Source organism: Halobellus ruber, assembly GCF_014212355.1.
Taxonomy (GTDB): Archaea; Halobacteriota; Halobacteria; order Halobacteriales; family Haloferacaceae; genus Haloquadratum; species Haloquadratum rubrum.
The window spans coordinates 23,443-48,320 of the sequence record NZ_JACKXD010000003.1; the positions used below are offsets into that span (position 1 = coordinate 23,443).

The following is a 24,878-nucleotide window of genomic DNA, read 5'->3' on the forward strand; positions in this document are numbered from 1 at the left end:
TTGCTCGTGTCGGGCGGTGAGCCCGGTTATGCGACGATGATGTCGTCGTCTTCGGTCGCCGCGTCGTCGTCATCGTCGGCCCCGTCGGACTTAGTCCCGTCGCCACCCGTCGCTGCCGCGTCGGACGTCGTCTCGTCGGGGATCGGGTCGTCGCTGTCGGCGTCGATGAAGTCGACGTCCTCGGTGCCCGTGTCGGAGGTCTGGCTACGCGAGGCCGTCTGTGCCTGCGACTCGGTGAGTGGGTCGGTCCCGCCGCCGGGGGCCGTCTCGGACGCCGCCCGGGCGTCGTCCTCGGGGTCGGGCTCGTAGCCGACCGCCCGGCTCCCGGTGGTGAGGTCCACGTCGACGGCCTCCTCGAGGAGCCGGACCCGCTCTTTGGTCTCGACCAGTTCCTCGGTCAGGCCGTCGACGGTGGCCTGTAGCTTCGCGACCTGCGACTCGAGTTCGTCCACGCGATTGGTCATACGCCATATGGGTTGGCGCCGGCCACATAAACGTACGTCAGACACCTCGTCGGGAACTGATAGGTTGCCGGAGGGAAGTAAGCGGAGGTTACTCGATAGTTCACCGGCGGTGCGCCCGCCTTCTCGCGCCTCGCGTCCGACTGTCCGGTCACGCCTCGGAGCGGGCCGGGCGAAGTCCCGTTAGGCTTTAGCCGCGGTGCGCCGAATCGGGGCGTAATGACCGTGAAGGCGCTCTCGGAGGGGGATCTCGAAGCCGTCATCGGCCTCGAGGTCCACGTCCAACTCGAGACGGACACGAAGATCTTCTGTGGGTGTTCGACCGAGCCGGCCGACGACGAGGAGCCCAACAGCCGGACCTGCCCGACCTGCCTCGGCCTGCCGGGCGCGCTCCCGGTCGTCAACGAGGGGGCCGTCGAGGCCGCCGTGAAGGTGGGGAAGGCGCTCGACGCCGACATCGCCGCCGAAACCCGGTTCCACCGGAAGAACTACTACTACCCCGACCTGCCGAAGAACTTCCAGATCACCCAGTACGACGCCCCGATCTGCGCCGCGGGCAGCCTGGAGGTCGCAGTCGAGGGCCGACGCCGCGAGATCGGAATCCAGCGCGCCCACTTGGAGGAGGATCCCGGGAGCATCCAGCACAAGGGCGGCAGCATCGACACCGCCGAGTACACGCTCGTCGATTACAACCGCGCGGGGACCCCGCTTTTGGAGATCGTGACCGACCCCGACTTCCGGCGGCCGAAGGAGACCCGCGCGTTCCTCGCGAAACTGGAGGAGGTCCTCGAATACCTGGGGGTCTTCGACGCCGACCGCGACGGGTCGCTCCGGATCGACGCCAACATCTCGCTCGTGCCCGAGGACGACGTCGGCGAGGGCGGCGAGATCAGCACCGACACGTTGGAGTCGGCGAACCGGACGGAGGTGAAGAACATCTCCAGCCACAAGGGCGCAGAGCAGGCCCTGGCCTACGAGGTGACGAGACAGAAGAACGCGGTCCAGCGCGGCCGGGCGGTCGAACAGGAGACCCGCCACTGGGACGAATCCCGTGGCATCACCGTCTCGATGCGGTCGAAGGAAGAAGAGAAGGACTACCGGTACTTCCGGGAAGCCGACCTCCCGCCGCTGTCGGTCCAGGGATGGCGCGAACGGATCGACATCCCCGAACTCCCCGACGCCCGCCGGGAGCGGTTCCGCGAGGAGTACGGCCTCGACGCCGAGTCGGCGTCGAAGCTCACCTCCACGAAGGCGGTCGCGGACTTCTACGAGGACGTCGCCGCGCGGTTCGACCCCGACCTGGCGGCGACGTGGGTGGCCGACAACCTGCTCGGGGAGCTCAACTACCGGGATATGGCGATCACGGACGTCGACCACCGGCTGGAGGAGTTCGCCCGCCTCGTCGAACTGGTCGACGCCGGCGAGATCACGACCAAGAACGCCGAGGAGATCGTGTTGCGGCGGATGCTCGACGAGGGAACGGATCCCGACACCGTGATCGAGGCCGAGGGGCTCGGCACCGCCGACGAGGGCGAAGTCGAAGTCGCGGTCGGGGAGGCCATCGAGGAGAACCCCGGCGCGGTCGAGGACTACCACGCCGGCGAGGGCGGCGCGATCAACTTCCTCGTGGGGCAGGTGATGCAGAAGACCGGGGGCAGCGCCGACCCCGGCGACGTCAACGCGCTCCTCCGGGAACGACTCGAGGAGTAGGCGGTCGCTCGCGGCGGCGTCCGCAGTTCTGCCGCACCTCGCGCGCACGGCCGCGCTGCCGACTCTGTTGCCGATCCAGCCGCGAAAGGTTTAGGCCACCCCCTCGCTTACCGCCGCCCAATGAGTCAGGGCCCGGAGCTCATCATCACCGAGAAGGACAACGCCGCCCGGCGGATCGCCGAGATCCTGAGCGGCGGGTCCGCCGAGTCCGAGCGCCGACGCGGCGTGAACGTCTACACGTGGGGGGGGAGACGCTGCATCGGCCTCTCGGGGCACGTCGTCGGCGTCGACTTCCCGCCGGAGTACGACGATTGGCGGGACGTCGAGCCGGTCGAACTGATCGACGCGCCGATCGACAAGCGACCCACCCAGGAGAACATCGTCTCGGTGCTCCGGCTGCTCGCCCGCAAGGCCGGCCGGGTCGTCATCGCGACCGACTACGACCGGGAAGGCGAACTGATCGGGAAGGAGGCCTACGAACTGGTCCGGGAAGTCAACGACGACGTCCGGATCGACCGCGTGCGGTTCTCCTCGATCACCGAACGGGAGGTCAAAAGCGCCTTCGAGAACCCCGACGACCTCGACTTCGACCTCGCGGCCGCAGGGGAGGCCAGACAGATCGTCGACCTGGTGTGGGGCGCGGCGCTCACCCGCTTCCTGTCGCTTTCGGCCCGCCAACTCGGCGACGACTTCATCTCCGTCGGTCGGGTACAGGGCCCCACGCTGAAGCTGATCGTCGACCGCGAACGCGAGATCGAGGCGTTCGATCCCGAGGACTACTGGGAGCTGTTCGCCGACCTGGCGAAGCGCGGGGGCGGCGCCGACGGCACTTTCGAGGCGCAGTACTTCTACTGCGACGACGACGGCACCGAGGCCGAACGCGTGACCGAGGAGGACGCCGCGAGCGAGGCGTACGAGACGCTCGAAGCCGCCGCGACCGCGACCGTCGAGTCGGTGCGCCGGCGGACCCGGACCGACGACCCCCCGGCGCCGTTCAACACCACGCAGTTCATCCGCGCGGCGGGGTCGCTGGGGTACTCCGCCCAGCGGGCGATGAGCATCGCGGAGGATCTCTACACCGCGGGGTACGTCACTTACCCTCGAACCGACAACACCGTCTACCCCGACGACCTCGATCCGCGCGAGCTGCTCGACGCCTTCGTCGGGACCCGGCAGTTCGGCGACGACGCCGACGCGCTGCTGGAACAGGACGACATCGACCCCACCGAGGGCGACGAGGAGACCACCGACCACCCGCCGATCCACCCAACCGGGGAGCTGCCGGGCGCCGCCGACCTCGACGACGACGAGTGGGAGGTGTACGAACTCGTCGTCCGCCGCTTCTTCGCGACCGTCGCCGAGCCGGCGACCTGGGAGCACCTCCGAGTGGTCGCGACCGTCGGCGCCGACGAGGGGGCGGACCTCTCCCTGAAAGCCAACGGCAAACGCCTGGTCGAGCCGGGGTACCACGCGGTCTACCCCTACTCCAGCGCGAGCGAGTCGTTCGTCCCCGACGTGGCCGAGGGCGAGGCCCTTGCAATAACTGACACCAGCTTCGAGGCCAAGCAGACCCAGCCCCCGAGACGGTACGGCCAATCGCGGCTCATCGAGACCATGGAGGATCTCGGGGTGGGGACGAAGTCGACCCGGCATAACGTCATCCAGAAGCTCTACGACCGCGGCTACATCGAGAGCGACCCGCCGCGACCCACCCGGCTGGCCCGGGCGGTCGTCGAGGCGTCCGAGGAGTTCGCCGAGCGCATCGTCAGCGAGGAGATGACCGCCCAACTCGAGGCGGATATGCAGGCGATCACGCGGGGCGACGCCGACTTGGAGGACGTGACGACTGAGTCCCGGGAGATGCTTTCGGAGGTTTTCGAGGGGCTGATGGAGTCGGGTGAGGCGGTCGGCGACCACCTTCGGGAGTCGCTGAAGGCCGACCGGACGGTCGGCGCCTGCCCCGAGTGCGGCAGCGACCTCGTGATCCGACAGAGCCGGCAGGGGTCGTACTTCATCGGGTGTGACGCCTACCCCGAGTGTACCAACACGCTGCCGCTGCCGTCGACCGGGAAGCCCCTGCTGCTCGAGGAGACTTGCGCGGAGCACGGCCTCGCGCACGTCAAGATGCTCGCCGGTCGGAAGACGTTCGTCCACGGCTGCCCGCTGTGTCAGGCCGAAGCGGCTGACGCCCAGGCGGACCGCGTCATCGGCACGTGTCCGGATTGCGGGGTCGGCGCGGCGTCGGAGACGCCGCGAGACGGAGGCGGCGGCGGCGCCGAAGCGGGCGGAGAGTTGGCGATCAAACAGCTCCGGTCGGGGTCGCGGCTGGTTGGCTGTACCCGGTACCCGGAGTGTGAGTACTCGCTTCCCCTGCCGCGCCGCGGCGAGATCGAGGTGACCGACGCCGCCTGCGAGGAGCACGACCTCCCCGAGCTCCGGGTCGTCTACGACGACGACCGCGAGCCGTGGGACCTCGGCTGTCCGATCTGCAACTACCGGGAGTACCAGGCCGAACAGGGCGGCGGGTCGGAGCTCGAAAGCGTGACCGGGATCGGCGAGAAGACCGCCGAGAAGCTACAGGACGCCGGCATCGACGACGTATCGTCGCTGAAGGAAGCCGAACCCGACGCGGTCGCCGACCGCGTGGACGGCGTCGGCCCCGACACCGTCCGTGAGTGGCAGGCGAAGGCGGATTGAGCGTACTGTTGTGGGTGTCGCTTGGGAGTTCGCACGTCAGGGGAAAGGATCGCTCAGTACAGGCGAACACTATATCACGTCCATCACGATAATATCCGTAAATTGTCAATAACTGCCTACTGAATATAGAGCGTGTATACAGCACTCGCTCAGTGTTGATCCACGCCGCTATTGATGAATCGATTGTTCAGTAAGCGAGCGTGCTGAGCAGACGAGAAAACTCAACCTATCTTTGCCCCTCCTGAAACGTCTGATACCCTCTAAAAATCTTATATGCGATGAAAAAAGGCAACCGGAATCATTACCATCATAACGATTATCGCCAACTCCGGGAAGCCCGGAATTTGTAGCGGGACCATACTGAACTATGTCCGTGTCTCTGTATTAACATCCTTTCCCTCAATGGAATACTTGAAGTCTGTACTGACCGATTCCACTGGTTTGCTCTGACCGCAACTGTCTGCGAGATACACACTGTGTATGCAGCAGTACCGCTTCGAACTCCGCATCCTCTGTCAGATTCGGTATGACCGACTGATGCGGATTATTGTAAGCGTTTACCGGGTTGACCGCACGACTGCGTGCGGTCAGTCCCGGACTGTCTTTCAATAATCCGTATGAAAGGACAGATTGGTCGAATCAGTACAGACAATCAGAGCTGAACCGACTGTCACTGATTATTGACTCCTGGCGTCGCGTCCTCGGGGCGCAAATCCTCACTCCGACATCGCTGTACCCGTCCACAACTTAATAACTGCGAGCGTACCGAGGTCGGCGACGAGGAGCGCCACGATTGCAGCGATTGGTGTGCCGGCGCCCAGTCCGTTGGCGACGACGTAGACAGCGACGAACACGGCGGTTACGACAGCACAGGCCGCGAGCGCCCACGCAACCGCCAGCGGGGGTTCGTACTGGTGCGGCCAGCGGTCGTAGAGTTGCGGGACGCCGACCCCGAGTGCCATCAGCACGAGGAAACTGGCCTCGAACCCGCTGTCCAGCCAGTGCTGGACGCTGTAGGCGGTCGGGAGGGCGACGACGATGGCAACGAGGAGGACTGGAGTCTCTGGGCCGAATAGCCATCCCCTCGTTCGTTCAAGGACACCAGACACGTCCGACTCAAGGGGACGGAAGTAATAAAATCCCGTCGTCGCCACAGCCGCCTGAACTACCTCCTGGGGTGTCCACCAGTCGAAGGACTGTAAGATTCGCGTGCGAATTGAGCAAGTATCGTCCCCGAAACTTCTTAGTAACTGCTGGAATGGCACCCGACCATAGAAACGAAGGACTACGCCATCCTGTTCGTGCTTGACGTAATTGCAACCGTAGTTGCTATCTTTGTGTACCTTGGGATTGGCGGCTCATTCTAATCAGTTAGTGGAATCGCTCTTGGGTAAGCGATTGTTGGTGGAGGGCCATCTTACGATTACGTCACAGCGTTGGACTGAGTAACTGAAGATCGACGCGGTTGTCACGAGCGAATCCGCCGATCATCTGTCCCGAACCACCCCGCTCCATAACGACCAGCGATCCGCTACGGAGGAGCGATCGTTATATTCGATGTGATCTCAATCTGGTGCCAGTATAAATGATAGAGGCCCTCCGCAATCAGTTTGAGAAGGAAGCCACTGAGACGCTGGTCGTTGCTGGGATGGCACTGTCGGTCACCGGGAGCGCGGTGTGGGTGAGTGCCAGCGACGAAGGAATCAGTAGCATTCTGGGTATCGGTATAAGTACCCTGAGTGTCGCGCTGCTACTCGCCACTGTCGTCTAGGGTACCAGTGAAAAGGTCTGACCAACAATCCGCTACCCAAAAGCGAGCGGAATAGATGCGGCAAAGAACGGATATGAGAACACTTCTCTGACACTCTCGTAATGCCTAAGCCTATACTGGCCGACGTCACTGATACATATTCGCCGGCGCAGAGACGCGGCCAATTGTATCAATCGTTCCGTTGGCCAGTATAACGAACCACGAATGTTCCACGTCGGGGTGATGGCATCGTGGATTGTAGCGAAGGCTATGATCCACCGGGCGACTGCTTGTGGCCGGTAGGGGTCTCCACTGCTATGCTGTTGTAATCCCTTCCGGGAGGTCAATCACGGACACGTCGAACGTTTCGCGCCCATCGGCGCGTACCGTCCGGCCGAGCGGCCCTGACTGTGAAGCTTGTACCTCGAACCCGCAATGTAGTTCGCTGGGCAGCGTAGCATCATACGGCTGGAATCGGCCTTCCACGATGATCGTGCCGTCCTCGTGTACATCAGGAGCTTGCACAGCAAGTTCTCGCACAGCACTGTTGTAGCCGTACGTGGTGCGGATGTCGGGTCACTGAGGCGGTTGCACGAACGCTCGGATCCCCGCCGCCCCATCATAAGTGCGCGGGACCCCAATGTGAAACCGGAACGAGTCTGCCTGATATCCCTGATAGGGTTCTCCGGCAGCGATGTCTGCGACAGTCGAGTTCAACCTGAACTGCAGGGCAGGAACCACCGAGTCCGCATCCACGGCCATATTGAACGCTTGAAACCGGATTGCTGCGTAGCCGATCCCTTCGTACCCTTGCTCGCTCTCGGCGGCACCCGCGGGGTAGGTCCAGATCAGGGTGTTCCCGTCACGGGTGGTCCTGGAATCAACACTCGCGGCATTGCCAGGGAGTCGAGCGGTGCAGCCGCCGAGGCCGACGCTCGCAGTAGCGGTTACTCCGGCGAGAAAGCGCCGCCGAGAAACCGTCCGGGTGGGAATCGTAGTACCAATCTGGTCTGCAGTACCAGATAGAGGCTCGTCCTCGCTGTCGTGGTCCTCGGAGAAGGAACTCGATGGGCGGTGGCTATCGGAGGGACCGAGCGGCATATCCGTAGTTCAAATGTGAACCACTCGTATGTTATGACTGGATCCGGTCCTCAGGAAGACAGCCTGAAGGGTCACATTCGAGTCAGAGTCCCCGACGTTTCCAGCAAGGATCGATCGCGAGAGCTGCGCGCTGTATTCAGCACGCCGATAGTAACATCAACGCAATCTGGTAGAAATCTCAGCAGTATATTCGCACGCAGGGTCGCACGGCTGATTCGTCCGTAGAATAGCGAAATAAACACCCTAACAACTCTGCGATGATGCCCTGCTGTACTAAAAAAAGGAGATCCACAGGAGATGGCAGACCGCTGTACCGCGAGCGAACGCAGTGAGCGAGCGGGCCGAGGAAGGGGCAAAGCCCCTGACGCAGGCTTTTGGCCGAGCTTTTGCCAGGGAGCGAGCAGGGCGGGACCGGAGGTCCCGCTGGCAGCCGGGCGAAGCCCGGCGACGAAGCGAGCGACCGCAGCAAAAGGTCGGTGTCAGACCGCGATCCCGGTCTCCGTCGCCGCCGCCGCCAGCGCCTCGCGAACCCGGCCCGCGCGGCCGTCGCCGTCGGTCTCGACGATGTTCTCCATCAGCACCGTCTCCGAGGGGAACAGATGCTCGCCGAGGATCAGCCCGTGGTCCCGTGCGGTCGACCCCGTCACCGTCAGGTAGACGCCGAGCCCGACATCCGCGATCGCGGCCTCCTCCTCGTCGCGGTCGGGCCCCGGGTACGCGAAGTCGACGCCGTCGAGCGGCCGCGTCCCGAGCACCGCCTCGACCAGCCGCTCGTAGCGCGGGGAGATGCAGAGGTCGCCCTCGTAGCCCGCGACGAACTCCCGGTCGAGGTCGGCGCCGGGGGGCAGGATCTCCGGCCGCGCCATCAGGGTGTGGAACACGGTGTCGCCCAGCCCCGAGACCACCCGGACGTCGGTGTTCATCGGGTCGATCCGGGCGTTGACGTCGGCGATCGAGCCGAGCCCCTCGGGTTCGAGTTCGACGACCTCCTCCAACACGAGGTCGGCGCTGTCGAACCCCAGCCCGAAGGCGTGGGTGCGGAGCGCGCGGAACGGCTCCTCGCGGCCGACAAATTGGACCGGGACGCCGTCGATCCCGACGGTGAGGCTGTCGAAGACGATCCGGCGCGGCATCCCCGGTCGGTCGTCGCGCAGCAGCGTGTACTCCGGGGCGTAGTCGTCGCCGAGATCGGAGTACCTCGCGAGGCGGTCGTAGACGTTCGCTTCCGGCGTCGTCGCGCCCTTCGTGATCACCTTCTCGTGGCGGAGCGTCGAGATGATCCGGTCGGCGACGGTCTCGGCGTCGGCCACGTCGGCGACGCGTTCGAGGACGGCTTCGAGCGGTCGCCCCTTCCGTGGGACCGCGACACGTACCGCCTCCGTCGGTGTCATTACCGGAGGCAGGTGACGGCGGGTGATACCGGTTACGTTCCGCGGCCGGGGAACTGCCGACCCGCCCGGGCGTTACTCCTCGTCGGCGTCGCCGCCGCCGCCCGGACCGAACGCGCTGTTGAGCCGGTCGCGGAAGGTCTGGAGGTCGGCGATCTCCGATTCGATCGCGTCGAGACGGTCGAGTTCGTCGGTCAGCGCGGCCACTTCCGCCCGGAGGTCGGCGATGTCAGCCGACAGCGACGTCCGGGCTTCCTCGAGGTCGTCGTCGACTGCGGAGACCTCCGCACGAACCTCCTCGAGGTCGTCGTCGAGCCGGGAGACGTACTCGTCGGTGTCGTCGAGATCCGCGGCGACGTCGTCGAGGTCAGCTACGACGTCGTCGATGTCGTCCACCAGGTCGCCGACGTCGGATTCGACCTCGTCGAGGTGCCCCTCGATCGCGTCGGCCCGCTCCTGGAGGTCGTCGACGCCGTCTGCGGCCGCCTCGGCGGTCTCATCGACGGCGTCCAGCCGCTCGTCGGTCGCCGCGAGGTCCGCCTCGAGTGCGTCGATCCCGTCGCGGATCGCCCCGCGGTCCTCGGCCGCGGCGTCGAGGCCGTCCTGCAGTTCCTCGAGTTCCGCGGTGACCGCCTCCAGTTCGGTGTCGAGCCGCTCGACGAGTTCGGCGCCGGTGCCCTCGTCGTCGATGAACTCCTCGATGGCGTCGGTGTAGGCTTCGAGGTCGGCGAACTGCGACTGCAGCCGCCGGATCCTGACGTCGGCGCTCCGTGGGAGCCCGGAGTCGAGTTCGCCGCGGAGGGTTTCGAGGTCGGCCTCCGACACCTCGCCCGCCCGGATCTCGGCGGCGAGGGTCGCCGCCAGCCCGCCGTCCGGCGCGGCGGCGCCGCCTGCCGCAACAGCGTCGCCCTCGGCGCCGATGTCGACGTACGCGTCGGCCTCCGCCCCGGCGGCGTCCGGTTCGTCGGACGCTGCCGTTCCGGCCGCTGCGTCCGCCCCGGCTGCGACCGGCTCCTCGGCGTCCGCGCCGGCAGCGTCGGGTTCTTCAGTGTCCTCGCCGGCGTCGGACTCGTCGGCGCCGTCCGTATCCGCCTCGCTTTCGGCCGACGGGTCGACGGGCGCCACGGAGTCCGGCGCCTTCTCCACGGCGGGTGTCAGGTCCGACGCGACGCCGCGCGGCTCCGGGGCGTCCGGTTCGTCCCCGGCGTCGGGTGCGGGGTCGCCGGCACTGCCGGCCGGCTCGGCGACAATCGGCTCCTCGTCGGCATCGGACGCCGCAGAATCGGCGCCGGCCAGCGGTTCGACGCCGGGGTCGTCCGCCGCCTCCGGATTCGCGAGCCGGCCGTTGCCCTGGAGGGCGTCCCGGACGAGCTGGCTCCGGTCGGAGCCCAGAATGTCGTCGACGTCGGCGCCGGGGCGGTCCTCCGGCGCCTCCCCGGGCACCGGCGGCCGTTCGAGTACCGGTTCGCCGAGGAAGCCCGCGACGTCCGAGGACTCCTCCAGCCGGATGCCGTACACCGTGACCGTGGACTCCTCGGGCTCTAAGGTCCGCTCGTACTCGACTCGGTGATCCTTGTACGCGGTCCAGTTGTCGCTCTCGTAGTCGGGATGAAAGCCGATACCCTCCATCGGAAACTCCTCGGGGATCCGGTCGACCAACCGGACGTCGACCGGCTCGTCGCTCCCGGAGACGAGCCGGAACTTGATCGCCGGGACGGGGAACTCCTCGCGGGCGAAGGACTTCTCGACTCGCACGTCGTCGTCGGATACCACAACCGTTCGATCGACGTCGGACTCGTGGCTCATAGCCGTTCTTACCCGAACCCGTCACATAAAATGACCGGGCGGAGTACCGTTTGTGATACCGTCGTGGTGGGTCGGCGTCTTCTGCGTACGGGACGTCGGGCCGGGATGGGCTGAGGAGTCGACGAGAAATGACATTTTCCCTTTGTTTTCGAATAAATATCGATTTGGTTTTATCCATCAAATCGGTTCGATGCGCTTTCGGAGTCTTTCGGTCGTTTTTCTGCTTTCATTATAAATTTTTATTTATGTTATTTGTTCTGTTATTCGAGGAGCATCCGTCAGAGGTCGCTGCCGGATCCCAACGCTCGGAGCGCTGCGGCCGATCGACGGCGACGCACGAAGGAGCCCGGAGGACCGGGAGCGTTTGCCGCCATCTCAACCGCCTTACCGTGCGGTGGCGAATCCGGGGCTATGCGAACCATCCGCGACCACCCGGTCCGCTTCGGCGAACTGGCCGGCCCGCTGGTCCACGGCGCCAACTTCTTTCATTGGCAACTCGTCTCGACGCAGGAACTCGCAACCGCGGTCGAGTACCCCTTCGAGGATCTGGTCGACGACGACGCCATCCCCTACGCGCCCGTCGTCGTCGACGCGACCGTCCACCGGTATCCGAGGTTCGGGGACGCCGTCTCCGTCGAGACGACGCCCACCCGCGTGGGTGACTCCAGCCTGCAGGTGGTCTACGAGGCGGTCGACGAAAACGGCGAGCCCTTCTCGACCGCCCGGATGACCCACGTGACGATCGCCCCCGAGGGCGGGGCGCTCGCGTTACCCGAGGCGGTCCGGGACCGGCTCGACGGCAGACGGGAGTCCCGCGACGTCGACCCCGGGCCGACGGACGATGGAGGGCCGGAGGAACGCGCCGCCGACCACCCGACGTTCGAGGACGCCTTCCGGATCCACAGCCCCCACATCGAGGGCTCGGAACTGGCGTACTTCGAGGAGTATCCCCGGTTCGCCGACGTCGCGCTCGAATCGGTCCTCGCCGACGCAGGGGTCGACCCGAGCGACGTCGCCGGCGGGAGACAGCCGTTCCGCCTGCAGTCGTGGCACTGGGAGTTCAACTCGACAGTCGCGTTCGACTCGACGCTGTCGGTGACGACCGACGTACAGTCCGTGACCGAGGAGTCGATCCGGGTCGAACACACCTTCCGGACCGACGGCGAGGTCCGCATCGAGGGGCTCACCGAGTACGGCTGCTTCGACCGCGAGGGCGATCCGACGACCTACACCGCGGAGATGCTGGCGCCGTTCGAGCCGTAGCGGGCGGCGGACGTCGGTAACACCGGCACCGTGATCCCCACGAGCACGTCGACCGAGAACTCAAGTTCCCCGGCGGAGAGATGCCGGACGTGACCTTGGAAGACGACGTTGCCCTCGTCACGGGGGCCAGTTCGGGAATCGGCGAAGCAACGGCGCACGCACTCGCCCGCGAGGGCGCGAACGTCGCGCTCGCGGCACGGCGCCGGGACCGGCTCGAATCGATCGCTACGGAGGTCGAATCGGAGTACGGCGCCGGAACGCTCGTCGTCCCCACGGACGTTCGCGACGAGGCGGCGGTCGAGGCGATGATCGAAGCGGCGGTCGAGACGTTCGGCCGGCTCGACGTCGTCGTGAACAACGCCGGGCTCGGGCTCGGCGGCGACGTCGAGGCGACGACGACGGAGCAGTACCGCACGATGATGGAGACGAACGTCGACGGCGTCTTCTTCGCGACGCGGGCGGCCCTGCCGCACCTGCGGGAGACCGACGGGAACCTCGTGTTCGTCGGGAGCTTCGCGGGGCAGTACCCCCGGCCCGGCAACCCGATCTACGCGGCGACCAAGTGGTGGGTCCGCGGGTTCGCACACAGCCTCGAAGGGCAGGTCGGCGGCGAGGGCGTCGGCGTCAGCGTGGTCAACCCCACCGAGGTCCGGACGGAGTTCGGAAGCGAGGAGGGCGACCCCTTCACCGAGCGGTTCGAGCCGGGGGAGATGACCGACCCCGCGGAGGTCGCCGACGCCGTCGCCTTCGCCGCCGGTCAGGACCGCTCGACGGTCCACGAGATCGACCTCTACCGCCGGGACAAGTTCGAGGGATGGTGAGCGGTCCGGCGACCTGGGCGTCGGGAAGAGTTTATAATCGCCCGCCCCCCGACTGTGGCGTATGAACGCGCTGGCCGGTCACGGCGGGGCGGTACCGTGAGCGACCAGTACATCACCTCCGAGGATCACCTGCCCGCCGACACCGGCGGCGAGATCACCCTCCAGGTGACCGACGGGGAGACGAAACACATCTTCACCACCCGGGCGCGGATCGCCCGCGACGCCGCGGAACTCGACGATCCCGACCCGCTCACGATCCTCCGGGGGCCACACGAGAACCGCGAGGAGCAGTGGTACATCGAGATCATCGAGGCCGACATCTCCGAACCGAGCATAGACGAGGCGACACTCGAAGCCTGCTTCGAGCGGAGCCACGAGGGGTCGAACGTGCTGACCGCCCGCGGGGAGGACGTGAAGACGCTGGTCGCCTACCTCGTCGAGACCGGCGAGTACGACTCGGTTTCGACCGCGGTCCGGTCGCTGCTCAGAGAGCACCTCTCGGAGACCCGTCCGGAGTTGATCGACCGCTACGTCGACCTCCGGGCCGAACGCGAGCGCCAGCAGGCGGAGTTCCGACTGGGCGGGGGTCGCGAGGAGTGACTCCCGACGGACGGGACGGCGCCCCGGCGACGGACGCCGGCGGCGCCCTCGTAACAGACGGCGGGACCGAAAGCGCCAGCGTCGACGGGCCGGCCGACAGCCTCCGTGTGTACCTCCGGACGTTGGAGTCGGTGGGTGAACTGAACCGGATCGACGCCGACGTCTCCTGGAACCTGGAGGCCAGTGCGATCACGATGCTGGCGAACAACCGCGACGACCGCATCCCGGTCTTCGAGTCGGTGGCCGACTCCGGGATCCCCGCGCGGCTGGTGGGCGACCCCTACCGCGGCTCCCGTGGGCGGCCGTGGGACCGGCCGGCGCGGGCGCTCGGCCTCCAGCCGGACCTCACCGGCGACGAGTACTACCGGACGGTGATGGACCGGCTCCGGAACCCCGTCGACCCCGTCACCGTCGACGCCGAGGCGGCGCCCTGCAAGGCAGTGATCCGCCGCGGCGAGGACGTAGACCTGTTTTCGGTGCCGTGGCCGTACATCCACGCCGCCGACGGCGGGCGCTACTCGAACCTCCACACGATGGTGGCGCCGGATCCCGACTCCTCGTGGACCGACTGGTCGTCACACCGCGCGATGATCCAGGACGGCGCCCGCGCGAGCGTCCTGCTTCTGGCCGGCGAGCAGACCCCGAACCTGTTTTATTATCGGTACGAGCGGCGCGACGAGCCGATGCCGGTGGCGCTCGCCGTCGGCGTCGAACCCGCCGCGCAGTTCACCGCGTCGATGTGGATCCCGACCGGCAGCGACGAGGCGGCGTTCGCCGGCGGGTTGAAGGGCGACCCCGTCGAACTCGTCGAGTGTACCACGAACGACCTGAAGGTGCCGGCGAGCGCCGAGTTGGTGATCGAGGGACGGATCCTCCCGAGCGAGCGGCTGGACGAGGGCCCGTTCGGCGACTACTTCGGGTACATGCACGGCCCGCGACGGTCGATGCCGGTCCTCCGCGTCGACGCGGTCACCCACCGTCAGGACCCGCTGATCCCGTTCTGCGTGGAGGGGTCGGGCGTAGGCTACTCGCTGAACACCACCTCAACCACCGAGGTGGCGTGTATCGGCCCCGACGCGACGCTCGGGCTCCGCGCGGCGGGGTACGACGTCGAGAAGTGCGTCCCGTGGCGGTTCACCCCGCGGTCGGTGTACGTCGTCTCGACGGACGTCCCCCGGCCGGGCTACCTCCACGAACTCGCGAACTTCATCTTCACCACCTGGGGGATGCTCCACGTCGACTTCTTCGTGTTCGTCGACGCCGAGGTGGACCCGCTGTCGACCCGGGAGGTACTGGAGGCGCTCGCGCTCCACGCCGACCCCGACGCGGACTTCCACCAGTTCGGCGCGGAGACGATGCCGAAGGTGCCGCTGAACATCTATCAGACGCCCGAGGAGAAGGGCGACGTCGAGACCGGGACCTCCAAATCCAAGACCGCGAAGGCGTACATCGACGCCACCTCCGACGGCGGGGCGGAGACTGAGCCGACGGCCGATCGCGGGGCGCTCAGGGAACGCGCCCGGTCGGTGCTCGACCGCGCCGGCGTCGACCTCGATCCGGGGGTGGCCGCCGATGACTGACGTCCGGACGCACCTCGACCGGCTCGACGCCGCGGACGACATCGCGACCGTCGGCGAGCGGGTCCACTGGGCCGACACCGCGGCCGCGGTGGCGGGCGAAGCCGCCCGGGCGAACGGGCCCGCGGTCCGGCTGCCTGACACCGGCGGCCGTGCGACCCTGGTCGGCGGCGCGTTCGGCGGCCCCGACCGGCTCGCGGTGCGCTCGCGGGAGCCGTGGGCGCGGGTCGGTGCCGCCCTGGGAGCGGGCCACGACGCCAGCTACCTCGACGTGCTCGACGCCCTGGTGGCCGCCCGACGCGGCGGGACCGACCCGGATCCGGTCGCGGAGCCGGCAGCGACCGAGGACGCCGACCTCCGATCGCTGGGGTTGCCGGCGGTCGGCGGCGCCGACGTGCCGACGATCACGCTGGGGGTCGCTGCGGTCCCGGCCGCCGCGGTCGGGCGCGGTGGCGGAGATGCGGCGGCGACCAACGACCGGCCCGCGGCGGTCCCGGAGGGCAGCCGGACGGATCCGGACGCGGTGCGGTGGGTTCCGGTCCGCGGCTCAATCCACGGCAGCGACGGGCTCAGGCTCTCGGTCCCGACACCCGTCGGCGACGTGCCCGACGGCACGCGGCTGACGGTCGCGCTCGGGGCGCCGCCGGCGGTGCTGTTCGGGGCGACGATGCGGTGGCTGGGGGAGTCCCACGTCGCGAGCGCCCCCCGGATCGCCCGAAGCCTGGCGCCGATCGGGGTCGCCCCGACGCCGGCGGGGGCGGTCCCAGCGGCGAGCGAGGTGGTGATCGGGGCGACGGTCGGGCCGGAGACGCCAGCCGGGCCGTCCGGAGCGCCCGCGCCGTGGGAGAGCGCCGTCACCACTGCCACGCTCGACGCTCGCGTCGAGGACGTCCGGACGCGGACGGAGCCGATCGTCCCGTTCTCGCCGACCGGCACGCCGATGTCCGACGGCCGGCATCTCCTCTCGGTGACCGAGTCCGCGCGGCTCTACGGCCGGGTGAACAACTACTGGGGGGTCGCGCCCGCGGAGTGGCTCGCGCTGCCCGCGGAGGCGGGGCTCGGGATCTGCCTGGTCGCGAGTGACGTGCTCTACGCCGGCTTCGAGTGGCAGCTCGCAAACACCCTGTTTTCCTTTTCCCGGCTGTTCGACAAGGTGGTGGTGCTCGACACCGAGACGCCGCCGATGGACCTGGGCCGGGCCTTCGACGACGTCTGGGTGAAGGCCCACCCCGCAAACGACTGGGAGTTCTCCGACCCGGAGGCGCCGGCCGCGCGGGCGCCGCAGTACCGACGGGACGGGGCGACCGGCGCGAACATGTACGTCGACGCCGCGTGGGACCCCCGGTGGGACGAGGAGTACATCGCGCCGCGGGTGACCTTCGAGGCGACGTACCCCGAGGAGATCCGGGCGGCCGTGCGGGCCGACTGGACGGACCTCGGGTTCGACAACGGCCCCGAGCACGACCCGACGCGCGGCGGTGACGGGAGCGGGACCGCCGACGGCGCCGACGGGGGAGCGTAGCGGATGTCGGCGCCTCCCGTCGAGCGGATCGCCCACACCGCCGCCAGCCCCGAGGGGGAAAACAGCACCTACGTCCTGCCGGATCGGGGGCTCGTCGTCGACCCCGGGCCGCCGGGCGCGTCGCCGTGGAAGGCGCTGACCGAGGGGCTCAAATCAGCGGGGCTGCCGGTCGGATCGGTCGAAACCGTCGTCGTCACCCACTGGCACGCCGACCACGCGGGGCTGGCTCCCCGGCTGGCTGCGGCTGCCGACGCGGAACTGGTACTTCACCGGGACGACGCGCCGCTCGTGGCCGACTACGCCGCCGAGCGGGAGCGCCGCCTCGACCGCGACGCCCGGCGGCTCCGGGAGTGGGGCGTTCCCGCGTCGACCATCGAGGGGATCGTCGACGGCGACGCGCCCTCGCCGATGCCCGACGAGTGCCCCGTCAGGGCGGTCGCCGACGGCGAGTCGGTGGCCGGCGGGGAGGCGATCCACACGCCCGGCCACACCGCGGGCCACCTCGCGATGCTGGCCGACGACGCGCTCCTCGTCGGCGACGCGGTCCTCCCGACGTACACGCCGAACGTCGGCGGCAGCGACACGCGGCTCGGGTCCGCGCTGGAGACGTACCTGAATACGCTCGATACCCTCTCGGAGCGGTTCGGCGGGGCGGACCCGCCGCCGCAGGCCTACCCCGGCCACGGATCGACGGTCGACCTGCCGGGACGGATCCGGACGATCCGGAACCACCACACGGAGCGGATCCGGGACGCGGTCGCGGCGCTGCCCGACCCCGATGACACCGCCGACCCGCCGGGGCGGACGCCGTGGGCCGTCGCGGGCGACCTGTTCGGGGGGATGGCGGGGATCCACGCCAAGATGGGCGCCGGCGAGGCGGCCGCACACCTCGCGTTCGCGGCCGACCACGGCTTCGCGGAGCGGGTCGGCGACGCGCCCGATCGGTACGTTCGGGCGGAGTCGGACCCGAAGGCGGGCCCCGATCGGGACGGGCTACGGTTCGGACCGCTGTAGTTCCGCGCCGCCGACCGACGCGGGTGGTGGCCGGTGGGTCCGACGGCGACCCGGACGGAGCGGCGCCGGCGGCCGTCACGACATAAATAAGTCCCCCCGCGACGCCAACGCAGGTATGACGCTACTCGATCGTGCCCTCTCCGAGGAGCACGACGACGTGCTCGACCGGGCAGACGACTTCGTCGCGGAGACGCTCGCACCCCGAACCGAGGAGATCGAACGGAGCCGCGAGTTCCCCCGCGACGTCGTCGAGGCCGCGGGCGACGCCGGGCTGCTCGGGATCCTGGTTCCCGAGGAGTACGGCGGGCTCGGCGGCGACTTCGTCTCGTACTGCCTGGCGCTCGAACGGATCGCCGAGGAGAGCGGCGCGGTCGCCGAAACCATCCAAGGCCACACCTTCGCGACGCTGCCGGTCCTGAACTTCGGGACCGACGCCCAGAAGGAGCGGCTGCTCCCGGAGATGGTCGCCGGCGAGTCGGTCGGCGCGATGCTCCTGACGGAACCGGGCGCCGGCTCGTCGCCGACGGAGCTCGGGACCGTCGCGGAGGCGACCGACGACGGCTACCGGATCTCCGGCGAGAAGTCCTTCGGCACGAACGCCGGCGTCGCCGACGTCCACCTGGTGGTCGCGCGGAAACGCCCCCAACCGGAGGACTCCCACGGCGTGAGCGTCTTTCTGGTGCCGAGCCCGGAGGACGTCGCGGGGTTCACCTTCGACCGCGGGGAGTACCTCGGGATGCACGGCCACGTGACCGGCGACTCGACGTTCGAGGAGGTCGCGGTCGACGCCGACGCGCTGCTGGGCTCGATCGGCCAGGGGTTCCGGATCGCGATGGGCACGATCGATATGGCCCGGACGGGGCTCGGCGCGATCGGCTGTGGGATCGGTCGGGCCGCCTTCGCGGAAGCGGTCGACTACGCCGGCGACCGCGAACAGGGCGGCAAGCCCGTCGGCGAGTACCAGGCGGTCCAGGTGCTGGTCGCGGAGATGGACTCGACGCTCGAATCCGCCCGGAGTTTGGTGTACGATTCGGCGGTCCGGATCGCCGACGGCGGCGGCGACACCCGCGCGTCCTCGCGAGCGAAGTTCACCGCCAGCGACGCCGCGGAGTTCTGCGCTCGGAACGCGATGCAGATCTACGGCGGCAAGGGCTACCGGACCGACTACCCCCTGGAGCGGTACTACCGCGACGCCCGCATCCTCTCGATCATCGGCGGGACCTCGGAGATCCAGAAGACCACCGTCGCGAGCGAGGCGCTGGGGCTGTAGGGTCGAGCGAACGGGGTCGGATTCGTCGGGCGATAGCTTGCTGAGAAGCCGCCACGGGTGGACTGGAAGGGGCCGCGCTCTCGACGGCTGCGACTCGCTGCGGTCCTCGGCCTTCGGCCTGCGGTCCTTACGTCGTCTCGCCCGTCGAGAGCGCGGGGGCTTCCGAGGGCATCTCTGCAGCCTCCCTCACGGATCCGCCGCTAACTACACCTCAATAAAAAGAAACGTTGTCAGCGTGACCCGTCGCCCTCGCGTCCCGTCGGCGGCGTCGCGCCGTCGTATTTGATCCGCTCGAAGACCGTATGGCAGTTGTTGCAGTAGTACTGGCTCTTCGAGACCTCCGACCCGAACGTGGATTCGAGTTCGGAGTCGTCCGAGCCGCAGAACGGACAGACCGCCTCCGGCGGGTCCTCGCGGTCGCCGTCGACTGCGGCGCCGGCGTCCGGCTCGGGGGGTGTGTTCGACGAACTCATGCGATCACGTACTCCCGGTTGGAGACGCCCTGCAGTTGGTCGACCACGTCGGGATCGACGTGACCGTCGCCGACGCGGCGGCGCTGCTCGTCCCACTCGTCGGGGTCGGGGACGCCGTCGTCGAGCGGCGGCACCGACACCTCCGTGCCCGCGAAGAGGTCCTCGTAGTGGTCGGTGAGCGCCCGGCGGATCTCCGCGGCCGGGCGGTCGGTGAAGCCCGCCTCGACGAGCGGGTCCGACTCCGCGTCGTAGGCTGCCGGCCCGACGAACCCCAGGATCTGCGGGAAGTACTCCTCGAGGGCGGCCTCGACGGCCGCAGGCTGGTCCCGAGCGAGCGTCTCCAGCCGGCCGTCGTGGTGCTCGAGGTGGAAGTACTCGTCTTCGCCCATCTTCTGGACCATCCCGGTGAAGTCGTCGTGGTCGATGGCGTCGAGCAACAGCCACGCCGCCCGGTCGGTGAGCGCGGCCTGGACGATGAACGTGGGCCACGCTGCCGCCTCCGTGTCCAGCGTCGCGGCGTTGGCGTACTCCGCTGGGTCGCGCTCGGATTCGAGCCACTCGTCGTCGACGCCCTGCCGTTTGAGCAGCCGGAACAGCTGTCGCACCTGCCCGATCTCGTCTTGGGCGTTGCTGGCCCCCGAGATGTCGTCCTCGAGGTTGGGGCCCTTCAGCATCCACTCGCCGTAGCGCTGGCCGAGAAGCAGCTTGGTGTCGGCGATCGCCTGGACGTAGTCGACGGCCGCGTCCGGCCATCCGTCGGCGTCGCTCATCGGGACCTCCCGCCCGGGATGGGCCGTTCCTCGACCTCGATGAGGTTCTCCTCGCGGACGACGCCGATGAAGTCCCAGTCCTCCTCGTCGTAGGTCCGGTGGGCGTAGATCCGCGCGAGCCGGTCGGAATCGGCCTGGACCGTCCCGACGTGCATCAGGTCGTCGCCGGCGTTGATCCGGGTGAACACGTGGTACTTCATAGGCTGATGCCGGCCTCGCGGAGCTCCTCTCTGGCGTTGTCGGTGAGCATGTCCTTCGACCAGACGGGGTCCCACGTCACCTCGATGTCGACGCCGGAGACGCCGCGGACCGTCCGTAGGGCCGCGCGCACGTCGTCTTTGATCATATCGTAGGCGGGACAGCCCATACACGGGAAGGTCATCGTGACCGTCACGTCGCCGTCGTCGGCGTCGACGTCGTAGATCATTGCCATCTCGACTAAGCTGACCGGGATGTGCGGGTCCGGGACGGTATCGAGGGTGGCCCAGAGTTCGCGCTCGAACTCGTCGGCGTCCTCGCTCGGGCGGGCGTGAGCCCCCGCGGCGGTTGCCTCCGCGGCGTTGACGCTCATATCAGACCCCCGCTTCGAGCGTGCCGGACTGGATGAGGTTGACGTGTTTCTCGTTGGCCGGGCCGCGGTCCCGCCAGCGGTCGAGGACGTCGTCCCAGCCGATCGGCTCCTCGAAGCGCCACTCCTTGTTGGCGGCGTCGAACGCGACGGGGGCGTCGTACTCGAGAACGTACTCGTCGGAGTCGTCGTCGTAGTGAGCGGGCACCTCGAGATCCAACTCGTTGGCGAGCGGCACGACGTGGCTCATCCACTCCTGGCGGAGCTCGTCGTTGGTCTTGCCCTTGATACGGTAGTCGAGCTGGTCGGTGTTGCGCTTCTGGCTGTCCGGGAGCCCGAACCACTCGACGCCCATCGGGAACATCCAGTCGACGGCGTCCTGGACCTTCCCTTTGGTCTTCTCGGATTTGTTGGTCAGCCGGCGCATCCAGGTCTCGCCGTGGCGGAGGTGGAACTGCTCTTCCTTGCCGACCTTCCGGAGCGCGCGCTTCCAGGGGGCGTAGGAGGTGTGCTCCTCGATGTCGCTCAGGAGGACCATCCCGGCGCGGTCGAACATCCCGTGGGAGCAGACCAGCTCCGCGAACGTCTCCAGCGGCTGGTCGAAGCCGTAGGTGTTGCGGAACTCGTAGGGTTCACGCTCGTACAGCAGCTCCTCGCGGTCCTCGCCGAGGTCCTCGAGCAGGCGGTAGGCGATGTGGCCGTGGCCGAGCTCGTCCTGGATCACGCTCACACACGAGGCCCGGGCGTCGAGCGTCGGCGCGTTCATCGACTGCTCGTAGTACGCCGGGGCGCTCATCAGCTCGGTGTCGGCGGAGACCAGCAGGGTTCCCTTCAGGGCTTCCTTGTAGCCGTCGGTCATCTCCGACTCGTCCTCGATCATCCGCCCGTTCTGTAGCTGCTCTTTGAATCGTTTCTCTGTTGGCATAGCGAATCAGTCTCCGTACCCGAAGGGTTCGACTCTACCATATTAACCGTTGTGGCGGGGTGACAACGCCAAACATGCCGCGTGGGGACAACCCGCGTTTGAGGGTGCGATCGCCGCCTACCGGCCCCCGTTCGTAACGCGAATCTTTTAGACGACCCGGTCCGGTACGGTGTGTATGGGTATCCGAACGCGCCACGCCACAGAAGCCGACGGCGAGGAGATCCTGGAGCTCTGGCACGGGTTCACCGCGTACCTCTCGCAGTTCGACGAGCGGTACGAGCACTCGGACCAGGCCGACGAGCGGTGGCTGCAGTACTTCGAGAACCAACTCGTCGACTCGAAGTACGGGACGGTCCTGCTCGCCGAGGACGACGAGAACGACGAGTTCCTGGGCGTCCTCGAGGCCCGGGTGATGGGCGATCACCCCATCTTCCGGCTGGCGAACCACGGCTACATCAACGGAATGTACGTGCGCGAGGAGCACCGCCGGAAGGGGATCGCGAGCCGCCTGCTGGACGCCGCCGCCGAGTGGTTCACCGAGGAGCCACGCGACGTCGGCTTCTACCGCATCGACGTCCTCGCCGGCGAGGAGGACGCCGCGGCGATGCTCGAATCCCACGGGCTCGAGCCGGTTGAATACGTCTACGAACAGCGACTCTAACATGGTCGAGACCTACGAAGTCGAGTTCGTCGACAAGGGCCGCACCATCCGGGTGCCCGAAGACCAGCCCATCCTGGAGGCCGCCGAGGAAGTGGGGGTCGATCTCCCGTATCAGTGTCGGATGGGCGTCTGCGGGGTCTGTTCGGCGCTCCGCGTCGAGGAAGGCGAGACCGACCAGGTCGAGGCGATGTTCCTCTCGGGCGGCGAAAAGGAGGAGGGATACGTCCTCACCTGCGTCGCGAAGCCGCGGTCGGACCTGAAGCTCCGTTCGAACGAGAGCCCGTAACCGGGCGTCGATCGAACGCATCCGTTCGTTTGCCGGCGATAACACCACTCGACAGGTCGGACTCCGAGCCAGCGGCCCGCCAGCGAGTGTCCGGTGGGCGTAGACCGGCGGAGTGCCGCCGGGACCTGATCCGGTTACGCTGCTGTATACGTACACGTATACACCGGACGTTTCGGCGGCAGCGGTCGGCTCTGGAAGTCGAAACAGAACGGTATCACGCGTGTACGCTTGTGATTTCCAGCGAGCCATCGTTCCTGATTGACCCTGCAGAATGTGAGTTTCGACGCTGTATACAGAAATGTATACGCCGTCGTGGCACTCAGACGCGGCGGCGGGATCGGGTCGCACGGCTATCGGCCGGCGGGGTCGCACGCCCACTGATCCGGGACCTCGCTGCAGTACTGTGGGTTTTGGTGTGCAGCGCTTCTACAAAGCTTAAGTCTCCGCCCGGTGTCGGTCGGCGTATGCACGTTACAGTGCTCGGAGCCGGCACGATGGGCCACGGCATCGCGCAGGTAAGCGCGATGGCGGGTCACGAGGTGACGCTCCGGGACATCGAGTCGGGGATCGTCGAGGAGGGGATCGACGCGATCCGCTCGAACCTCGACGGCGGCGTCGAACGCGGGAAGGTCACCGAGGCGGAGAAGGCGGCGACCCTCGGCAGGATCACCGGCGAGACCGACCTTGCGACCGCGGTCGGGGGCGCGGACCTCGTCGCCGAGGCGGTCCCGGAAGATCTCGACATCAAGACGGACGTCCTCACCGACGCCGAGGACGTGGCGGACGGGGACGCCGTCCTGGCGACGAACACCTCGTCGCTGTCGGTGACGGAACTCGCGAGCAGCCTGGAACGACCGGGGAACCTGATCGGGCTCCACTTCTTCAACCCGGTTCACATTATGTCGCTGGTCGAGGTCGTCGTGGGCGAGCGCACCGACGAGTCGACCCGGGCGTTCGGGATCGAGTTCGTGGAGGGGATCGACAAGACCCCGGTCGTCGTTCGCGACGTGCCGGGTTTTGCCTCCTCCAGGCTCGGGGTCGCCCTCGGCGTCGAGGCAGTGCGGATGGTCGAGGAGGGAGTGGCCTCCCCCCGCGACATCGACAACGCGATGGAGCTCGGATACAACCACCCGATGGGGCCGCTCGAACTCACCGACGTCGTCGGGCTGGACGTCCGCCTCGACATCCTGGAGTACCTCCGCACCGAACTCGGCGAGCGGTTCAAACCGCCGCAGTTGCTCAAGCGGAAGGTCCGGGCCGGAAAGCTCGGGAGGAAGTCCGGCGAGGGGTTCTACGTCTGGGAGGACGGCGAGGCCGTCGCGATGAGCGGGGCGTGGGACCGATGAGCGACGACGTCTTCGCCGAGTCCTTCGAGTCGATTCGGGTCGGTCGCGAGGGCGGTGTCGCGACGGTCACGATCGACCGCCCCGACGACCGGAACGCGCTGAACGCGACCGTCCGGTCGGAGCTGAAGGCCGCACTACCCGCGATCGAGGACTCGGAGGCGCGGGTGATCGTCCTCACCGGCTCCGAGGAGTGCAACGCCTTCGTCGCGGGCGCGGACGTGACCGAACTCCGCGACCGCGACCTGCTGGCACAGCGCGAGGCCAGCGCCCGCCCCCGCGTCTACGAGGTCGTCGACGGACTCGCCACGCCGGTGATCGCCGCGGTCAACGGCCACGCCCTCGGCGGCGGCCTGGAACTCGCGACCGCTTGCGACATCCGGATCGCGGAGGCGGGCGGCAAGCTCGGGCAACCGGAGATCAACCTGGGGCTCATCCCGGGCGGCGGCGGCACACAGCGGCTCCCGCGGCTGATCGGCGAGGGCCGGGCGATGCGGTTGATCCTCTCGGGGGAACTGATCGACGCCGCCGAGGCCGCCGACATCGGGCTCGTAGCGGAGGTGTGTGACCCCGAGACGTTCGACGATCGCGTCGCGGAGCTCGCGGGCGCGATCGCCGAGAAGAGCCCGCTGGCGCTGGAGTTCGCGAAGGAGAGCGTCCGCGCGGCCTCGCGGACGGGCCTCGACGAGGGGATCGACTACGAGGCGCAACTCTTCGTCCAGCTGTTCGCCACCGAGGACAAAAACGAGGGGATCGACGCGTTCTTCCAGGATCGGGAGCCCGAGTGGCAGGGTCGGTAGGGAGTGGCTACGCCGACCCCGCTGTTCGGATCCCGTGGGGCCGAACCGCTGAGCCGCCCGGTCCCGCCCGCG

Annotated in this window: 23 protein-coding genes; 14 read left to right on the forward strand and 9 right to left on the reverse strand. The window is 67.9% G+C overall.

The features are described 5' to 3' along the window. Nucleotides 1-26: 26 nt before the first annotated feature. Nucleotides 27-464, reverse strand: a complete 438-nt coding sequence (locus H5V44_RS08610; protein ID WP_185192732.1) for a DUF7518 family protein — start codon at nucleotides 462-464, stop codon at nucleotides 27-29. A gap of 216 nt (nucleotides 465-680) precedes the next feature. Between H5V44_RS08610 and gatB the strand changes: the two genes are divergently transcribed. Both gatB and H5V44_RS08620 read left to right on the forward strand, forming a co-directional pair. Then, nucleotides 681-2,171: an Asp-tRNA(Asn)/Glu-tRNA(Gln) amidotransferase subunit GatB gene (gene gatB / locus H5V44_RS08615; RefSeq protein WP_185192733.1), complete on the forward strand. Its 1,491-nt coding sequence runs from the start codon at nucleotides 681-683 to the stop codon at nucleotides 2,169-2,171. A gap of 120 nt (nucleotides 2,172-2,291) precedes the next feature. Continuing rightward, on the forward strand, nucleotides 2,292-4,868 hold the full coding sequence (locus H5V44_RS08620) for a DNA topoisomerase I (RefSeq protein WP_185192734.1): 2,577 nt from the start codon (nucleotides 2,292-2,294) through the stop codon (nucleotides 4,866-4,868). A 716-nt stretch (nucleotides 4,869-5,584) separates the two neighbouring features. On the opposite strand, the gene H5V44_RS08625 is transcribed toward H5V44_RS08620, so the two are convergent. Beyond that, entirely contained in the window at nucleotides 5,585-6,022 is a 438-nt protein-coding gene (locus H5V44_RS08625; RefSeq protein ID WP_185192735.1) for a hypothetical protein, read from the reverse strand. A 431-nt stretch (nucleotides 6,023-6,453) separates the two neighbouring features. Here H5V44_RS08625 and H5V44_RS08630 point away from each other — a divergent pair, with 431 nt between their 5' ends. After that, nucleotides 6,454-6,639, forward strand: coding sequence for a hypothetical protein (locus H5V44_RS08630; RefSeq protein WP_185192736.1), 186 nt, complete (start codon nucleotides 6,454-6,456; stop codon nucleotides 6,637-6,639). Nucleotides 6,640-8,198: 1,559 nt separating this feature from the next. Here H5V44_RS08630 and H5V44_RS08635 read toward each other — a convergent pair. Both H5V44_RS08635 and H5V44_RS08640 read right to left on the reverse strand, forming a co-directional pair. Continuing rightward, nucleotides 8,199-9,110, reverse strand: coding sequence for a hypothetical protein (locus tag H5V44_RS08635; protein ID WP_185192737.1), 912 nt, complete (start codon nucleotides 9,108-9,110; stop codon nucleotides 8,199-8,201). 72 nt (nucleotides 9,111-9,182) lie between these two features. Then, the gene (locus H5V44_RS08640; RefSeq protein ID WP_185192738.1) at nucleotides 9,183-10,913 is read right to left on the reverse strand and encodes a hypothetical protein; all 1,731 of its coding nucleotides are present in this window, start codon (nucleotides 10,911-10,913) and stop codon (nucleotides 9,183-9,185) included. 411 nt (nucleotides 10,914-11,324) lie between these two features. Here H5V44_RS08640 and H5V44_RS08645 point away from each other — a divergent pair, with 411 nt between their 5' ends. From H5V44_RS08645 to H5V44_RS08675, 7 genes are all read left to right on the forward strand, one after another. Continuing rightward, nucleotides 11,325-12,176: an acyl-CoA thioesterase gene (locus H5V44_RS08645; protein ID WP_185192739.1), complete on the forward strand. Its 852-nt coding sequence runs from the start codon at nucleotides 11,325-11,327 to the stop codon at nucleotides 12,174-12,176. 80 nt (nucleotides 12,177-12,256) lie between these two features. Next, nucleotides 12,257-12,997 (forward strand): SDR family oxidoreductase, encoded by a 741-nt coding sequence (locus H5V44_RS08650; RefSeq protein ID WP_185192740.1) that lies wholly within the window; start codon nucleotides 12,257-12,259, stop codon nucleotides 12,995-12,997. Nucleotides 12,998-13,093: 96 nt separating this feature from the next. Further along, nucleotides 13,094-13,597, forward strand: a complete 504-nt coding sequence (locus H5V44_RS08655; protein ID WP_185192741.1) for a hypothetical protein — start codon at nucleotides 13,094-13,096, stop codon at nucleotides 13,595-13,597. Between the two features lie 107 nt (nucleotides 13,598-13,704). Then, nucleotides 13,705-15,177, forward strand: coding sequence for a UbiD family decarboxylase (locus H5V44_RS08660; protein WP_394354528.1), 1,473 nt, complete (start codon nucleotides 13,705-13,707; stop codon nucleotides 15,175-15,177). Then, nucleotides 15,170-16,696, forward strand: coding sequence for a UbiD family decarboxylase domain-containing protein (locus H5V44_RS08665; protein ID WP_185192743.1), 1,527 nt, complete (start codon nucleotides 15,170-15,172; stop codon nucleotides 16,694-16,696). The genes H5V44_RS08660 and H5V44_RS08665 overlap by 8 nt, the downstream gene beginning before the upstream one ends. Nucleotides 16,697-16,699: 3 nt before the next feature. Continuing rightward, nucleotides 16,700-17,710 carry an MBL fold metallo-hydrolase gene (locus H5V44_RS08670; protein ID WP_185192744.1) on the forward strand — a complete coding sequence of 337 codons (1,011 nt, stop codon included), beginning with the start codon at nucleotides 16,700-16,702 and terminating at the stop codon, nucleotides 17,708-17,710. Nucleotides 17,711-17,825: 115 nt separating this feature from the next. Continuing rightward, entirely contained in the window at nucleotides 17,826-18,980 is a 1,155-nt protein-coding gene (locus tag H5V44_RS08675; RefSeq protein ID WP_185192745.1) for an acyl-CoA dehydrogenase family protein, read from the forward strand. A gap of 230 nt (nucleotides 18,981-19,210) precedes the next feature. On the opposite strand, the gene H5V44_RS08680 is transcribed toward H5V44_RS08675, so the two are convergent. Genes H5V44_RS08680 through H5V44_RS08700 form a run of 5 tightly spaced genes read right to left on the reverse strand, consistent with a single transcriptional unit; the run spans nucleotide 19,211 to nucleotide 21,716 of the window. Next, nucleotides 19,211-19,453, reverse strand: coding sequence for a PaaD-like zinc ribbon domain-containing protein (locus H5V44_RS08680; RefSeq protein ID WP_185193284.1), 243 nt, complete (start codon nucleotides 19,451-19,453; stop codon nucleotides 19,211-19,213). Beyond that, nucleotides 19,450-20,223 carry a Phenylacetic acid catabolic protein gene (locus tag H5V44_RS08685; RefSeq protein ID WP_185192746.1) on the reverse strand — a complete coding sequence of 258 codons (774 nt, stop codon included), beginning with the start codon at nucleotides 20,221-20,223 and terminating at the stop codon, nucleotides 19,450-19,452. Before H5V44_RS08685 ends, H5V44_RS08680 begins: the two co-directional genes overlap by 4 nt. Beyond that, a complete protein-coding gene (locus H5V44_RS08690; protein ID WP_185192747.1) occupies nucleotides 20,220-20,423 on the reverse strand; it encodes a phenylacetic acid degradation PaaB family protein in 204 nt (67 codons plus the stop codon). Before H5V44_RS08690 ends, H5V44_RS08685 begins: the two co-directional genes overlap by 4 nt. Further along, nucleotides 20,420-20,794, reverse strand: a complete 375-nt coding sequence (locus tag H5V44_RS08695; RefSeq protein WP_185192748.1) for a metal-sulfur cluster assembly factor — start codon at nucleotides 20,792-20,794, stop codon at nucleotides 20,420-20,422. The genes H5V44_RS08690 and H5V44_RS08695 overlap by 4 nt, the downstream gene beginning before the upstream one ends. 1 nt (nucleotide 20,795) lies before the next feature. Continuing rightward, nucleotides 20,796-21,716 carry a 1,2-phenylacetyl-CoA epoxidase subunit PaaC gene (locus H5V44_RS08700; protein ID WP_246403874.1) on the reverse strand — a complete coding sequence of 307 codons (921 nt, stop codon included), beginning with the start codon at nucleotides 21,714-21,716 and terminating at the stop codon, nucleotides 20,796-20,798. A gap of 175 nt (nucleotides 21,717-21,891) precedes the next feature. Between H5V44_RS08700 and H5V44_RS08705 the strand changes: the two genes are divergently transcribed. The 4 genes from H5V44_RS08705 to H5V44_RS08720 all read left to right on the forward strand — a co-directional run bounded on the left by H5V44_RS08705 (nucleotide 21,892) and on the right by H5V44_RS08720 (nucleotide 24,806). Then, a complete protein-coding gene (locus tag H5V44_RS08705) occupies nucleotides 21,892-22,377 on the forward strand; it encodes a GNAT family N-acetyltransferase (RefSeq protein WP_185192749.1) in 486 nt (161 codons plus the stop codon). A 1-nt stretch (nucleotide 22,378) separates the two neighbouring features. After that, a complete protein-coding gene (locus tag H5V44_RS08710) occupies nucleotides 22,379-22,663 on the forward strand; it encodes a 2Fe-2S iron-sulfur cluster-binding protein (RefSeq protein WP_185192750.1) in 285 nt (94 codons plus the stop codon). A gap of 464 nt (nucleotides 22,664-23,127) precedes the next feature. Beyond that, nucleotides 23,128-24,009, forward strand: a complete 882-nt coding sequence (locus H5V44_RS08715) for a 3-hydroxyacyl-CoA dehydrogenase family protein (protein ID WP_185192751.1) — start codon at nucleotides 23,128-23,130, stop codon at nucleotides 24,007-24,009. After that, nucleotides 24,006-24,806 (forward strand): enoyl-CoA hydratase/isomerase family protein, encoded by an 801-nt coding sequence (locus H5V44_RS08720; RefSeq protein ID WP_185192752.1) that lies wholly within the window; start codon nucleotides 24,006-24,008, stop codon nucleotides 24,804-24,806. The genes H5V44_RS08715 and H5V44_RS08720 overlap by 4 nt, the downstream gene beginning before the upstream one ends. Nucleotides 24,807-24,878 lie beyond the last annotated feature (72 nt).